Source organism: Methanobacterium formicicum (assembly GCF_029848115.1).
GTDB lineage: Archaea > Methanobacteriota > Methanobacteria > Methanobacteriales > Methanobacteriaceae > Methanobacterium > Methanobacterium formicicum.
This window is the reverse complement of the sequence record NZ_JARVXG010000035.1, coordinates 1-15000: the sequence shown is the minus strand read 5'-3', so window position 1 is coordinate 15000 and position 15000 is coordinate 1. Positions and strand designations below refer to the sequence as shown.

Here is a 15000-nt window from a genome sequence, read left to right as displayed (position 1 = left end):
TCCAGTTCACGAAAATCAGCTCTTAGATATTCTATATCATCATAAGGGGAGAGCTTAGTCTTTGCCATTTTAATCATGTTCTCGGCCAGGTCCACACAGGTGATCCGAGCGTTGGGGAATTTTTCTTTTATCTTCTGTGATATATTTCCGGTACCACAACCCAGATCCAGAATCTTAATCTGTTCTTTGGGATGGAAAGGCAGTGAAAGTACCAGTGCACTTACCATATCCTCATAAAAAGGGATTATGGTTTGTATAAGCTGGTCAAATTCTTCTGCTTCCTCTTCAAAATGATTTTTAACATGCTTCACTTGATCACCCTCCGTTTAATTTAACAATGAATTAAAACTGGAAAAAATCTATTATAGTAATTCTGGAATACATTATTATTTAGAAGATCCAATTTAATTTAATATCTATTAGCAAATAAAAGACATAGTTTCTAAATGGATGGATAACCCTTCAATTACAGGAGAATTACTCATGTTAGGTGAAAAAGAACTCGTAAAATTATTCCCTGAATTTGCGGAACTGGTGCAGCCCTCGGGAATTGACTTGAGGGTGGATGAAGTTTTCCTCCAGAAAGGACCAGGATCTTTAATTGACAATGAAAAGAACCTCCCGGAACTGGAAAAACTGGAACCACCAATTTACACTCTAGAACCCAAGACAGCTTACAGTGTGACCATCGACCGGAAAATAAAAATCCCTAAGGGTCACTCCATGCTCTACTTACCCCGATCCACCCTGCTGCGTTCCTTTGTAAGCATCTACACTGCAGTGGGTGATCCTGGCTTCTACGGTACACTGCAATTTCTACTGGTGAACCAGGGAGAGCACCCTTTCACCCTTAAACAAGGTGAAAGAATCGCCCAGGGAGTGGTTTTCCCGGTGGAAGGATCGGGGGAGTACAATGGCAGTTACCAGGAAGAAGAATAAATAAAAGAAAGGGACTGGGAGGACCTACTGCCCCATTTTTTCTTTAATTAATTAACTAATTTTTACCCTAATTTTTTATTAATCTCTCTAATCTTTTCTTAATCTAATCTACTCTTAATATTTACATGATCAAGTCATGCTTTAAACGGCATTATCCAGTTCATCCACTGCTTCGGGATTGGCCAGGGTGCTTATATCTCCCACATCATCTCCTTTGACCTTGGCTTTGATCACCCGGCGCATGATCTTCCCGGAACGGGTTTTGGGGAGATCTTTAACGAAGTTAACACAGGCCGGGCTGGCCACCGGGCCAATTTCCTGGCGAACATGTTCCCGTAGGTGGTGTTTCATGCGGGGGCTGGGTTTGAAGTCTTCCTTAAGGATGATGAAACTGCAGATCTCCTCGCCCTTAACTGGGTCTGGTTTTCCCACCACCGCAGCTTCCGCCACAGAATCATAGCTCACCAGGGCAGATTCCACTTCAGCAGTGCTAATCCTGTGTCCAGCAACATTCAGAACGTCATCCTCCCTCCCCTGTATCCAGAAATATCCCTCCTCATCAACCCGGGCCACATCCCCACTGAGATACATCCCGGGGAACTTGCTCCAGTAGGCATCCACGTAGCGTTCCGTGTCCTGGTACAGGGTGCGGAACATGGCTGGCCAGGGGGTTTTAATAACCAGATGACCCCCACCTTCCCGTACTGATTTTCCCTCATCATCCACCACGTCGGCCTGGATTGTGGGGAAGGGCTTAACTGTGGACCCTGGTTTAAGGGAAGTGATGGGTAGGGGAGTTATAAGGTGCATTCCAGTTTCTGTCTGCCACCAGGTATCCATGATGGGGCACTGCCGGTTCCCAATGTGTTTATGATACCAGATCCAGGCTTCGGGATTAATAGGTTCACCTACACTTCCCAGAATCCTGAGAGATGTTAGATCATGTTTCTGGGGCCATTTCTCCCCGTACTTCATGAACAAGCGGATGGTGGTTGGGGCGGTGTAGAACACATTCACCCCGTACTCCTCGATTATCTGCCACAACCGGTCGGCTTCCGGGTAGTCCGGAGCACCTTCATACATTACTGAGGTGGCACCCATTAACAGAGGGGCGTAGACTATGTAGCTGTGACCGGTGATCCAGCCAATATCCGCGGCACACCACCATATATCTTCATCCTTCAGATCAAATACCAGTTTCAGGGTGGTGTAGATACCAACGGCATAACCCCCGTGGACGTGAAGTACTCCTTTTGGTTTTCCAGTGGTTCCGGAGGTGTATAAAATAAACAGGGGGTCTTCGGCATCCATCACTTCCGTGGGGGATACAGTTTCCTGGCCCTGGGTCACGTCATCCCACCATAGGTCCCGGCCGGTTTTCATCTCCACCGGACATTCAGCATGGCGAACCACAATGAGTTTTTCCAGGGAGGGGATATCATCTAAGACCTGATCCACATTCTCTTTAAGGGGTATAACTTTTCCCCGGCGATAAAAACCATCTACAGTTATGGCCACTTTCACCTGGGCATCGTTGGCCCTTTCACGGAATGCTTTGGCCCAGAACCCTGAGAAAACCACACTGTGCACCGCTCCGATCTTGGCACAGGCCAGCATGGCAATGGGTAACTCCAGTATCATGGGCAGGTAAATAGCTACACGATCCCCTCGACCAACACCCAGACCTCGCAGGGCATTGGCCATCTGGTTAACCTTCCGGTAAAGATCATGGTAGGTTAACTTCTTAACCTGGCCCAGTTCACCTTCCCATATATAGGCCACCTTGTTTTTACGCCAGTATCCTACGTGACGGTCCAGGGCATTGTGCACTATGTTAAATTTACCCTCAACGAACCATTCTGCATGGGGAGGATCCCATTTTAAGACCTTTTTATAGGGCTGGAACCATTCCAATTCCCGGGCCAGTTCATCCCAGAACCATTCCGGGTCATCACGCCCCCGCTGGAGTAGTTCATCGTAATCCTTTATGCCGTAGCGTTCCATCCATTTTTGGATGTTGCTATTTTCTGCTAAATCTTTCCCTGGTGGGAACAACCTGCCTTCATGGAGTAAGGCTTCTAATCCGCTGGAAATATCAAACCCTCCTCTAAACCCCTATTATATCTATGTAATCTCATTTACAATGGAATTAATCCACTGTAATCATATTTTTATCCTTAACTTTTATTCTAATTAACACTCTAAATTATGTTAAACCACGGTCATAAATTTTTTCAAGGTATAATCGGGGCCAGTGGACTCGGGGAAACCGTACCTCCTCCGTGGGGAATATTTAATTATAGTGGAAACACCCATAATCTAATCATGGAAGCTCTTAAGATTACATTGGCCGATGCACTGGTTAAAATACTGGAGAAACAACAGGTTGAATTCATCTTCGGTTATCCTGGGGAACAAATTCTCCCCTTTTACCAGGCACTCCAAAAATCTACCATAAAACACATTTTAACCCGCCATGAACAGGGTGCAGTCCACGCTGCTGATGGATATGCAAGAGCATCACACCATATGGGGGTTTGTGTTGCCACCGCAGGACCCGGGGCATTAAACATGGTAATGGGCGTGGCCACAGCTTACAAGGACTCAGTACCATTGCTGGTAATCACTGGAGACGTTCCCCTGCAGTTAAAGGGTGAAAACGTATTCCAGGATGTGGATCTAAACTCAGTTTTCGGTCCCATTACCCTCCAGAGCCACCTGGTAACCGATCCGGAAGAAGGAATTAACATCACCCTAAAGGCGATTTCAGACCTTAAAACTGGTAAAACCGGTCCAATTCATCTGAATTTCCCTAAAGATATTCTCCAGAAAGAAGTTGACCCCATTTTACTGGAAATGGGGGTAGAAACAGGTCGGGAAACTGATTGGGGTGCGTTAGAAAGGATCAGGATGATGGTGGAAAGATCCCAGAAACCACTAATACTAGCTGGGACCGGGGTGATATGGTCCCAGGCAACCCGGGATATTCAAAACTTCGCTGAAAAAAACCAGATCCCGGTGGCCACCACCTACCCTGCCCGGGGAGTCATCAGTGAAGAGCATCCCCTTTCTGTAGGATTGATTGGATTGAGGGGTACAGAAGCAGCTAACTTTGCCGGGAAAAGTTCAGATTTGATATTGGCCTTAGGATGCCGATTATCCGAAAGGACCCGGAAAGGGCTGGGATCAGGAACCCTAATTCAGGTGAACCTGGATGAAGGAGTTTTAAGGGGTGATGTGAATATACAGGGCGATGTTAAAGAATTCCTGGATAAAATCAAAGAATCAAGCCCAGATAACACTGATAAATGGTTAGAAGAAATACAGTCCTATGGGAAAACTCACGAAGTGGAAACTGACTTTAAAGAAATTCCCCTAAAACCACAAAGGGCAATAAAGGAGATTTTAGATGCCATGGGGGATTCAATCTTGGTCAATGATGCTGGAAGCCATACCACCTGGGTTAACCTGCTCCTTAAAGCCAGAGAACCATTTTCACTCATATTTTCTGGTGGATTTGGACCTATGGGTTATGGAGTCCCTGCTGCAGTAGGAGTAAGCCTGGCACGTCCCTCTAAAAGCGTGGTGGTAGTGGTGGGTGACGGGGGATTACAGATGAACAGCCAGGAACTGGCCACCATCGCTGAACTGGATCTGCCCATTACCATCTGCCTCTTAAACAACCAGTCCCTGGGAATAATCCGGCAGTGGCAGGACTTATATTACTCAGGATCATTTCAGGTGGAACTGGAAAACCCTGATTTTGTTAAACTGGCCGAAGCATATCATATAAAGGCCTTAATGGTGGATTCTCCAGGTGATGTTTTTGTTGCTGTGCAGAAGGCAGTAAAACTTAATAAACCAGTACTTATAGAGATAAAAATTAATGAAAATGAAGACATCCCCCTCCCTGGTTGAATTATTGGAATATTTTACATTTTCAGGTGATTAAATGAAGGTACTTCTTATTAACCCCCCCTATTTCAATTCAAAATACAAATTCATAGGTTTAGTAGCCCCGCCACTGGGTATTGCTTATATGGCCGCAGTCCTGGAACAAAATGATATTGCTGTGGAGATCATTGACGCTGCAGCCCTGGAAATGAGCTGGGAAACTCTGGAATCGGAGATCAAAAGGGTATCCCCCCAGCTGGTGGCAGTAACTGCCCTCACACCCACCATTGACAAGGCCCTGCAAACTGCGGAACTAGCCAAGAAAACCTGTCCTCAGGCCACAGTGGTTATGGGAGGGTATCATCCCACTTTTAACTACCAGGAAATGCTGGAAAAGGATTACGTGGATCTAGTGGTAATGGGTGAAGGGGAGTACACCATGCTGGAACTGGTGCAAACACTGGAGGAAGGAGGCGACCTTAAAAATGTTAAAGGAATTGCCTACCAGGATGTGGTAACACCCCCAAGACCTCTCATTGAAGATCTTGATGAACTACCATTCCCGGCCCGTCATCTGTTGCCCATGGACCACTACAAGATACTGAACATGAAACTGCACACTGCCACCCTAATATCGGGCAGAGGATGTCCCATGCAATGTTCATTCTGTGCCTCCGCCGCCCTGCATGGCAATAAACTGCGAATGAGATCTGCCCAGAATGTGGTGGATGAAATGGAACACCTCATCAAGGACCATGACGCGGGCATGATCGCCTTCATGGATGACACTTTCACCCTGAAACCAAGCCGGGTGGCTGAAATCTGTGACGAGATAATAAAAAGGGATCTGGACACTTACTGGGGATGCACAGCGCGGGCAGACACCCTTTCCGATGAACTACTCCAGAAACTCAGCGATTCTGGTTGCATCACCCTATTTTTAGGGGTGGAATCTGCGGACCAGCAGCAACTGGACCGGGTTAACAAGCAGATAACCATTGACAAGATCCGCCAGGCCTTTAAACTCTCCCGGGAAAACGACATACGCACCATAGCCTCCGTGGTCCTGGGAATGCCAGGAGACACCAAGGAAAGCATAGAAAGAACTATTAAATTCGTCCGGGAACTGAACCCCTCCTACGCTCTTTTCTCCTTGGCCACACCCTACCCTGGGACCCGATTTTACCAGGAAGCAGTGCAGGACAATCTCATCAAAGTCAAGGACTGGTCCAAATACACACTCCTTTCCCCAGTTCTGGAGACAGTAGACTGTTCCCTGGATGAGCTTAAAAAGATGCAAAAAAAGGCATTCCGACAATTCTACCTTCGACCAGTTTATCTCATGAAACAGGTCCGAATGGACGGCCCCATACTTCTAAAGACTGTAGCTGCCATGATCAAAGAAGTTTAAAGTAGTAATAATACTTTAAACTAATTCTCATAACTGACGGAACTTCAGATCAGCTATCACATTTATATAGAAGTTCAGTATATCATAACTTTGAATAACTTTATTTCAATTTTAATATTTTTACCCATTACACCATTTACAAATAAAATAATCCCTAAATATGGATTTAATCCTTAAATAAAGGATTATTAACCAATATCTATCAATTACAACCACTGTTATTTTCTCAACTTTTATTGGTTAAAAAGAGGGTAAGATGGAACTCTCTTGAGGGAATAATCACTGGCTGATGCACTTTATCTAAAGTGGATCGGTGCGTGCCGATGATTTTTATCCTTATAGATATCCATCCAAAGATATCCTCAGATGATACCCCTAAAGATTTCAGTTAATTAATCAGTAGTGGATACTGATCAAACCTAAGAAAAACTAAAGATGATAAAATGAAAGTGACGTTCATAAACCCCCCTCAAACTAACTCTAAATACAAATTCATTGGAGTAGTAGCTCCCCCACTGGGAATATCATACATGGCAGCAGTTTTAGAAGAAAACGGTCATGATGTGAGTATCATTGATGCCTCAGCACTGGAGATGACCTGGGAAGATCTGGAAAAAGCAGTGGAAGAAGCCTCCCCCCAAGTAGTGGCCATCACCGCCTTAACTCCCACCGTAAAACAGGCTGAGAAAAGTGCACAAATAGTAAAGAAGGTTTTCCCAGAAACCACCGTGGTTATGGGAGGTTACCATCCCACCTTCAACTACCAGGAGATCCTGGAAAAGGATTACGTGGACGTGGTGGTGATGGGTGAAGGGGAGTACACCATGCTGGAACTGGTGCAAACCCTGGAATCCGGTGGAGACCTGTCCCCGGTCAGGGGACTGGCACTGAAAGGTCAGGTGAACCCACCCCGCCCCCTCATAACTGATATGGATGCTCTGCCATTCCCGGCCCGGCATTTGCTGCCCATGGACCATTACAAGATGCTCAACATGAAAACCGGTATGGCCACCATGATCACCAGCCGAGGTTGCCCCATGCAATGTTCTTTCTGTGCCTCTGCCGCCCTCCATGGCCCTAAATTACGAAGGCGTTCACCAGAAAATGTGGTGGATGAAATGGAACATCTGGTACGGGATCACCAAGTGGGAACCATTGCCTTCATGGACGACACCTTCACCCTGGACCACCGTATGGTAGAGGCCATCTGTGACCAGATCCAGGAACGGGAGCTGGATGTGTTCTGGGGATGCACTGCCCGGGTGGATACCCTATCCGATGATCTCCTGGAGAAGATGAGGAAAGCCGGTTGCATAACCATATTTATGGGAGTGGAATCTGCAGACCAGCAGATGCTGGACTCCACCAACAAAAATATCACCATTGACAAGATTCGCCAAGCATTCCAGCTATCTAAGAAACATAAAATCCGCACCATAGCCTCAGTGGTGCTGGGGATGCCAGGGGACACCAAGGACAGTATAAAAAGGACGGTGCAATTCGTAAGGGAACTCAACCCCTCCTACGCAGTTTTCTCGCTGGCCACACCCTACCCCGGAACCAGATTCTACAAAGAATCATTTGAAAAAAACCTTATAAAGGTGAAGGACTGGTCTAAATACACCCTGATCTCACCGGTCCTGGACACGGTGGACTGTTCCCTGGAAGAACTCCGAAAACTGCAGTACAGGGCCTTCCGGAACTTCTACCTCCGACCGGGTTACATACTCAAACAGGTCTGGATGGATGGACCCATACTACTTAAGACCATTGCCGGAGTTATCAGGGAGGTTATTTAGTCCCTCCTTTTTTATTCATTCTTTTCACTATTCCTTATTTTCAATATTCTTAGTTTTTAAATCCTAATTTTAAATCCTAATTTTAAAGTTTAAACTTAAAAATAAAGATGAATACAACTCTTATTGCTTTAATATTAAAATAAAAAGAGAAATAAAATTAAAAAAAATAAATTAATAGTTTATTTAGGGTTACACCTCTAAATAAGTGTCTGCCACGGCAGCCACACCGGATCCAATCTCCACATCCAGTCCCAGTCCCTGCATGGTCATTTCCAGGGCGGCAATGGTACTGATTATCTCCCGGTGGGTTATGTTACCCATGTGACCAATACGGAACACGTTACCCTTAAGATGGTCCTGGCCTCCGGCCAGTTCGATTCGGTAGCGTTCCCTCATGGTACCCCGGAGTTCCTTGTCAGTTATGCCTTCCGGCATCTTGATTGAGGTTACGGTGTTACTGGCCACTTCTTTCTGGGCGAATAAATCTAATCCCAGGGCTTTAACACCATTTCTGGTGGCTTCAGCGGCGAGTTTGTGTCTTCTGACCCTTTCTTCCAGACCTTCCTCCATGATCACCCGTAATGCTTCCTGCATGGCATAGATCAGTGAAACTGCCGGTGTGTAAGGGGTTTCGGGTGGGGTTGCATCTCCACTTTTCCGGTATTTTTTCATGTTAAGATAGTAAGTCTGATTATCAGTTTTATCCACCACATCCCAGGCATCATCGCTGAAAGTAACGGCAGCAATACCTGGAGGTGCAGCCAGACACTTCTGGGAGCCAGTGACACAGATATCGATTCCGTATCCATCCACGAATACGTCATCTCCACCTAAACTGGAAACAGTATCAACAATGTAAAGTGCATCATAATCCTTCAATATCTTACCCACTTCATCAATGGGGTTAGCTACACCAGTAGAGGTTTCATTGTGTACAATGGTCACGGCTTTAATATCTTCTTCCTCTTCCAGGATGTAACGTACATCATCAGGGTTAACACCGTGTCCCCATTCTACTTCCAGCTGCACTGGAATACCTTTGTGGGTTTCGGTGATCTGCATGAATCGCTGTCCGAATTTACCACCGACGATGTTTAAGACACGGTCTCCCTTACTGATGGTGTTGGCCAGGGCGGCCTCCATGGCTGCCGTTCCGGAGCCAGTGATAAGGTAAGACTGATTTTCAGTCTGAAATACTTCAGACATCATCTGGTTGGTTTCAGTGAGTATTTCACCGAAAAGGGCGCTTCTGTGGTTAACAATGTTTTCTGACATGGCCTTCAGGACCCTGGGTGCCACACGGGTGGGTCCGGGAATCATCAGTAAAGTTTCATCCATCTTGTTCAACTCCAATTTGAAAAATATCCTCCAAACTTTATTATGTATATACTAATGATATACCTTATATATGGAACTGACCCTATGGATGCAATGGTACCAGCTCATCCTAGAAGACTTCGGATTCAAAAGGGATGATGATGAGCTCTCTGCAGAGATATTGAACAACATACTGGATGATGTTGGTTCTTTAACTCCACAGGATATTGATATCAAGGACAAAGTCATAGTTTTTGGAGCAGGCCCTTCACTGAAACCCAATCTGGCTGATTTGAAGAAGATGGATCTGGATGGATTCACCTTCATAGCGGCTGATGGTGCCACAACCGCCTTACTAGAAGATGGTATTGTGCCAGATATAGTGGTAACTGACCTTGACGGGCGGATGAATGACATAATAACTGCTAATCAGCAGGGAGCACTGATGGTGGTTCATGCCCATGGAAATAACCGGGAACAGGTGGAAAAATACACACCACAACTCGTAAATATCATGGGAACCACCCAGAGCAAACCACTGGCCAGTGTTTACAATTTTGGGGGATTCACCGACGGGGATCGCTGTGTTTTCCTGGCCATGGCTTTGGGGGCACAGGTCATCGTTCTTTCCGGTATGGATTTCGGGAAAACAGTCACCCATTACTCCCGACCAGACCAGGAGGATGGCCCTGCCGACTCGGTGAAGGAGAAAAAACTCAAATGGGCTAAAAAACTGGTGGAATGGGCAGTTGCCAATACCCAAGTCCAGTTTTTAAATATTTCTGGTGGGGAAGAAGTTCAAGGTGTGAAAACCCTAAATCCTGCCGATTTATCCCGGTGGTGATCCATTGGAATATTTTTTATGGAAGAATAGGTTAATGATGAATAGTAAGGAACGTAAGTTAAGGGAATACATTTTGGGGTAAGATCATGCCAGGACGTGTGGAAGATATTTTAATGGGCGAAGAAACTCTTTTTAAGAACATAACTGCATTCAATCCGGATTATATTCCTGAGAACTATCTTCACCGCGAATCACAGATGGAAGCCCTGGCACTATGCCTCAGGCCAGCTTTAAAGGGCGGTAAACCAGTTAATAGTGTGGTTATGGGTTCTCCAGCCACCGGTAAAACCACTGCCATTCATAAAATCTTTGAAATGGTAGAGGGCCGTTCCGAAAAACTGGTCTGTGCCTATGTCAACTGTCAACTTTATAACACCCGTTTTAACATTTTCTCCCAGATCTACCAGCATATATTCGGTCATGTCCCTCCAGAAACTGGTGTTCCCTTCTCCCGTATCTACGGGGAGATAATGAAAAAACTGGCCAATGAAGGGAAAGCCCTGGTGGTGGCCCTGGACGATATCAACCACTTATTTTACAGTAAAAATGCCAACCAAATACTTTATGACATATTAAGGGCTCATGAAGTATTTCCAGGGGTTCGGACCGGTGTTTTTGCCATAATATCCGACATAGAATTCCGGTACATGCTGGATAAGAATGTTAGTTCGGTCTTTATACCTCAAGAGATAGTGTTTGATCCCTACACTTTCCAGGAGATCAGGGACATACTCCACGATCGGGTTAAAGTTGGTTTTTATCCATCTGTTTTATCTGATGAATTATTAGATGAAATTACCGAGGTTACACTGTCTACCGGGGATTTAAGGGTGGGTATTGATCTTTTACGTACCAGTGGGAATTTTGCTGAGGCTGATGCCTCCCGAACTATTCAAAAACAACACCTGCAACGGGCCATGCAAGACTTTGACTCCCATCATCTTCAGGATACCATAAGTAAATTATCCGGGGATGAAAAGAATCTGTTGAGGATGATAGTTAAAGCTGAAGCGGATATAACTGCAGGAGACCTTTATGAACTTCTTAAAGATGAAACTAAACCTGGAGAAAAAGATTCACACTCCAGAAATTCAATCAGTTATGCCTCCTTTGACCGGGCACTTAAAAAACTGGAATTCGTAAGATTAATTGATACCAGATTCACTGGTAAAGGAGTCAGGGGTAACTCCCGTCTGATAATACTCCGTTTTGGCGCTGAAGAGATTAGTAGAATACTGGACTTTTAATTAAGCTGTCAGAGAATCTTCCGGTGAGATCTTAGTGTTTAAGGAGGGTAATTGATTTACTTAGAGGGAAGGGATTAATTAATTGACTTAGTACTGTTCCCATGTTAGAAATAAACACTGAAATTAGAAAAAGTAATATGGTTTCTGGTTACTTATACTAAATCTCTGTATTTTGTGGTTCTGATTAAATATTGGATGGGAAATTGGAGTTGGGGGTTGCGGCCACCATCATGGCACTGACCAGGACTATGGTTATCATGATGATCATGGGAACAAAGTAGCGCATACCCAGGTAGCGTAAATCTATTTCATCCCTGTACTGAGTTTTTCTTCTTAAATCTGGAATTGAATTACTTCTGTAACTTTTTTGCATGTTATGCCTCCTTTATTAAAGAATGAGGCTTATAACGTATTTAAGGAAAGAGATAGAGAGCATCTGAAAAGTAATCCCCGGGTACTGAAGACAGTGGGATGAGATTCATCCCAGTTCTTACTAAAAATAAATGAACTAAAAATGAATGAATTAACTGGTAAATTATCCAGTTCAGGGGATTTTTAGGATCAATAAAAAATTTAAATCATCTCACCCATAGATAAACCCACAGAAAGTAATAAACACACAACCACAGTTGAATAAATTAATTTGCAGATTGTTTTAACTATTTGGAGGTATTAAATTGCCGGATAGTGGTGAAATAGAACTGAGAGTTGCTGAAGCACTACAGCAGGATGTAGGCAAGGGAATGGTACGGATAGATCATGAACTGATGACTAAAATTGGTGCAGCTCCCGGTGACATTGTGGAAATAATTGGTAAACGAACCATCGGGGCCATTGCCGGGAATTCTTATCCTGCCGATGTGGGACTGGAAATAATACGCATGGATGGATTAACCCGTTCCAATGCCGGGACCTCCATTGGCGAGATGATCACCATCCGCAAAACACAACCCAGAATGGCCAGTAAGGTGGTCATTGCCCCGGCAGCCAAGGGCATGCGCATCATGGCCTCGGGAGACATCATCAAAAGAAACCTCATGGGTCGGGCAGTAACCAGGGGAGATGTTCTGGCCTTGGTTTCTCCACGCCGAACCAAAGAAACCCTGAGGGAATTTCCTGGTTCTGAAGACATATTCCGGGAATTTTTCGAAGCCACCACCCCCTTCTCACTGGGTGAAATAAAATTCACGGTGGTTTCAACCAGCCCGGCTGGACTGGTACGTATCAACGATAGCACCGTGGTTGAAGTCCGGCCCGAGGCAGTGGAGGTCATGGAGAAAAAGGTTCCGGATGTTACCTACGATGATGTGGGTGGACTTAAAAAGGAAATGTCCAAGGTCCGGGAAATGATCGAACTCCCTCTACGCCACCCCGAAATATTCGACCGTCTGGGAATAGACCCTCCCAAGGGAATACTCCTCCACGGTGCACCAGGTACCGGGAAAACCCTCCTGGCCAAGGCAGTGGCCAGTGAAAGCGGATCCAACTTCGTGGCCATCAACGGGCCGGAAGTCATGAGCAAATTTGTGGGAGAAGCAGAAAAAAAGATCCGTGAAATATTCGAGGAAGCAGCTGAAAATGCCCCCACCGTGATATTCATAGATGAAATTGACGCTATTGCCCCCAAGAGGGAGGAAGTCACGGGTGAAGTTGAACGAAGAGTGGTGGCCCAGATACTGGCCCTGATGGATGGATTGAAAGAACGGGGAAAGGTAATTGTCATTGGGGCCACCAACCGGCCCGATGCCCTGGACCCTGCCCTCCGCAGACCCGGACGATTCGACCGGGAAATAGAACTACGCGTACCCGACCGGGACGGTAGGATTGAAATACTGGAAATACACACTCGTGCTATGCCCCTATCTGATGACGTGGACATCAACGAGCTGGCTGAAACCACCCATGGATTTGTAGGAGCGGACCTGGCAGCACTCTGTCGAGAAGCAGCTATGCATGCTTTAAGGAGAGTTTTACCCGATATAGATTTGCAGGAGCAGCGTATTGATCCGGAAATTCTGGAAAAACTCTTCGTCACCAGCAACGATTTTATGGATTCCATGAAATCCATCAACCCCTCTGCACTAAGGGAAGTGTTCATTGAAGTACCCAACGTCCACTGGGAAGATATAGGGGGACTGGATGAACTCAAGGAAAGCTTAAAGGAAGTGGTGGAATGGCCCCTGAGCAATATCTCTTCCTTCCAGCGCATTGGAATACAACCCTCCAAGGGCATCCTACTCTTCGGACCCCCGGGAACCGGGAAAACAATGCTCACCAAGGCAGTGGCCACAGAATCCCAGGCTAACTTCATCTCGGTTAAGGGGTCAGAAATACTGAGCAAATGGTTCGGGGAATCTGAACGGAAAATCGCGGAAATATTCAAAAAAGCCAAACAAGCCTCACCTTGTATTGTGTTCTTTGACGAAATTGATGCCATAGCTCCAATAAGGGGATCTGCTGCCGGTGAACCCCGAGTCACCGAACGTATGGTCAACACCATCCTCTCGGAGATGGATGGCCTGGAGGAACTCCGGGGAGTGGTGGTAATTGGAGCCACCAACCGACCGGACCTCATGGACCCGGCACTCCTGCGTCCCGGGCGGTTCGATGAAGTGGTACTGGTGCCACCCCCAGATGAAAATGCCAGAAAAGAAATATTAAAGGTTCACACTGGACACATGTCACTGGATGAAGATGTTAAACTTAAAGAACTGGCCAAAAAGACAGAAGGTTATTCTGGGGCAGATATTGAAGTTCTTTGTCGTAAGGCAGGTATGATTGCACTCCATGAAGATATGAATATTCAGAAAGTGTCTTACCGCCATTTCAAAGAGGCTTTGAAGAAAATTAACCCCTCTACCACCCCTAAAACCAAGGAATACTACCAGCAAATAGCCCAGAAACTGGGCCGGGGACTGGAACCTAAAAAAGTGAGGGAAGAGTTCCCCCGGGAAGTGGCCTGAGAAGGCCTGTTTAAATTTTTTCAAAAAGGAGTTAGATCAGTGGATAATAATAAAGCAGAGAATAAAACCCTAAAAAAGTTTGAATTTTTTGATGTAACTGCCGATGTGGGATTCCGGGCCCATGGTATGGATCTGGAAGAGGCCTTCCAGAACGCGGCCCGGGCCATGTTCGAGGTAATGACGGACACCCCCCAGATAAAGCCCACCATTAAAAGAGAGGTTATGGTGGAATCTGAGGATAAAAAGGCCCTCCTTTATGACTGGCTCAGTGAATTGCTATTTTTACATGACTATGAGGGACTGGTTTTCTCCAAGTTCTCGGTTAACATAAACCAGGAGGGACCAGAATCCTTCCGATTACAGGGGGAGGTGTGGGGAGAAGAATTCCACCAGGAAACACACGAGGTGAGGGATGAGGTTAAGGCGGTCACCTTCCATTTAATGGAGATCACTGAAGATAAATCTGGCTGCACTTTACAGGTTATTCTCGACACATAAAGTGCCTCTACCATGATTTAATTCTATTTTATTTAATTCTATTTTATTTAATTCTATTTTATTTAATTCTATTTTATTTAATTCTATT

At 45.5% G+C, this 15000-nt stretch carries 12 protein-coding genes (1 of these 12 only partly in view); 8 read left to right on the top strand and 4 right to left on the bottom strand.

The annotated features are described in order from the left end of the window. Positions 1–311, bottom strand: the start of a protein-coding gene (locus QC759_RS03045; protein WP_048072280.1) for a class I SAM-dependent methyltransferase. It extends 367 nt beyond the left edge of the window; only the first 311 of its 678 coding nucleotides appear in the window; the start codon lies at positions 309–311; its stop codon lies beyond the left edge, outside the window. A 172-nt stretch (positions 312–483) separates the two neighbouring features. Here QC759_RS03045 and QC759_RS03040 point away from each other — a divergent pair, with 172 nt between their 5' ends. Then, positions 484–939, top strand: a complete 456-nt coding sequence (locus QC759_RS03040) for a dCTP deaminase domain-containing protein (RefSeq protein ID WP_048072279.1) — start codon at positions 484–486, stop codon at positions 937–939. Between the two features lie 141 nt (positions 940–1080). Here QC759_RS03040 and acs read toward each other — a convergent pair whose 3' ends face one another. Next, positions 1081–2994 carry an acetate--CoA ligase gene (gene acs, locus QC759_RS03035; RefSeq protein WP_082055695.1) on the bottom strand — a complete coding sequence of 638 codons (1914 nt, stop codon included), beginning with the start codon at positions 2992–2994 and terminating at the stop codon, positions 1081–1083. Between the two features lie 270 nt (positions 2995–3264). On the opposite strand from acs, the gene QC759_RS03030 reads away from it, so the two are divergent. The 3 genes from QC759_RS03030 (at position 3265) to QC759_RS03020 (ending at position 8043) form a co-directional block, all read left to right on the top strand. After that, on the top strand, positions 3265–4857 hold the full coding sequence (locus QC759_RS03030) for a thiamine pyrophosphate-binding protein (RefSeq protein WP_048072277.1): 1593 nt from the start codon (positions 3265–3267) through the stop codon (positions 4855–4857). A 34-nt stretch (positions 4858–4891) separates the two neighbouring features. Then, positions 4892–6244 (top strand): B12-binding domain-containing radical SAM protein, encoded by a 1353-nt coding sequence (locus QC759_RS03025; RefSeq protein WP_048072276.1) that lies wholly within the window; start codon positions 4892–4894, stop codon positions 6242–6244. 443 nt (positions 6245–6687) lie between these two features. Further along, positions 6688–8043: a B12-binding domain-containing radical SAM protein gene (locus tag QC759_RS03020; RefSeq protein ID WP_048072275.1), complete on the top strand. Its 1356-nt coding sequence runs from the start codon at positions 6688–6690 to the stop codon at positions 8041–8043. Between the two features lie 189 nt (positions 8044–8232). On the opposite strand, the gene QC759_RS03015 is transcribed toward QC759_RS03020, so the two are convergent. Continuing rightward, on the bottom strand, positions 8233–9381 hold the full coding sequence (locus QC759_RS03015) for a pyridoxal-phosphate-dependent aminotransferase family protein (protein ID WP_048072274.1): 1149 nt from the start codon (positions 9379–9381) through the stop codon (positions 8233–8235). A 70-nt stretch (positions 9382–9451) separates the two neighbouring features. Here QC759_RS03015 and QC759_RS03010 point away from each other — a divergent pair, with 70 nt between their 5' ends. Together QC759_RS03010 and QC759_RS03005 are read left to right on the top strand one after the other, a co-directional pair. Beyond that, positions 9452–10204, top strand: a complete 753-nt coding sequence (locus tag QC759_RS03010; protein ID WP_048072273.1) for a 6-hydroxymethylpterin diphosphokinase MptE-like protein — start codon at positions 9452–9454, stop codon at positions 10202–10204. A gap of 86 nt (positions 10205–10290) precedes the next feature. After that, positions 10291–11451: an ORC1-type DNA replication protein gene (locus tag QC759_RS03005; protein WP_394326405.1), complete on the top strand. Its 1161-nt coding sequence runs from the start codon at positions 10291–10293 to the stop codon at positions 11449–11451. 184 nt (positions 11452–11635) lie between these two features. Here QC759_RS03005 and QC759_RS03000 read toward each other — a convergent pair whose 3' ends face one another. Continuing rightward, entirely contained in the window at positions 11636–11824 is a 189-nt protein-coding gene (locus QC759_RS03000; RefSeq protein WP_048072271.1) for a hypothetical protein, read from the bottom strand. Between the two features lie 304 nt (positions 11825–12128). Between QC759_RS03000 and QC759_RS02995 the strand changes: the two genes are divergently transcribed. Both QC759_RS02995 and QC759_RS02990 read left to right on the top strand, forming a co-directional pair. Then, positions 12129–14414, top strand: a complete 2286-nt coding sequence (locus tag QC759_RS02995; protein ID WP_048072270.1) for a CDC48 family AAA ATPase — start codon at positions 12129–12131, stop codon at positions 14412–14414. A gap of 39 nt (positions 14415–14453) precedes the next feature. Continuing rightward, positions 14454–14912 (top strand): archease, encoded by a 459-nt coding sequence (locus tag QC759_RS02990; protein ID WP_081944545.1) that lies wholly within the window; start codon positions 14454–14456, stop codon positions 14910–14912. Positions 14913–15000: the final 88 nt, after the last annotated feature.

Excerpts from the sequence above, each read along its gene's own strand:
- QC759_RS03020 (WP_048072275.1), top strand. The coding sequence starts at position 6,688 with ATGAAAGTGACGTTCATAAACCCCCCTCAAACTAACTCTAAATACAAA.
- QC759_RS03025 (WP_048072276.1), top strand. The coding sequence starts at position 4,892 with ATGAAGGTACTTCTTATTAACCCCCCCTATTTCAATTCAAAATACAAA.
- QC759_RS03030 (WP_048072277.1), top strand. The coding sequence starts at position 3,265 with ATGGAAGCTCTTAAGATTACATTGGCCGATGCACTGGTTAAAATACTG.
- QC759_RS03040 (WP_048072279.1), top strand. The coding sequence starts at position 484 with ATGTTAGGTGAAAAAGAACTCGTAAAATTATTCCCTGAATTTGCGGAA.
- QC759_RS03015 (WP_048072274.1), bottom strand. The coding sequence starts at position 9,381 with ATGGATGAAACTTTACTGATGATTCCCGGACCCACCCGTGTGGCACCC.
- QC759_RS03005 (WP_394326405.1), top strand. The coding sequence starts at position 10,291 with ATGCCAGGACGTGTGGAAGATATTTTAATGGGCGAAGAAACTCTTTTT.
- QC759_RS03000 (WP_048072271.1), bottom strand. The coding sequence starts at position 11,824 with ATGCAAAAAAGTTACAGAAGTAATTCAATTCCAGATTTAAGAAGAAAA.
- QC759_RS03010 (WP_048072273.1), top strand. The coding sequence starts at position 9,452 with ATGGAACTGACCCTATGGATGCAATGGTACCAGCTCATCCTAGAAGAC.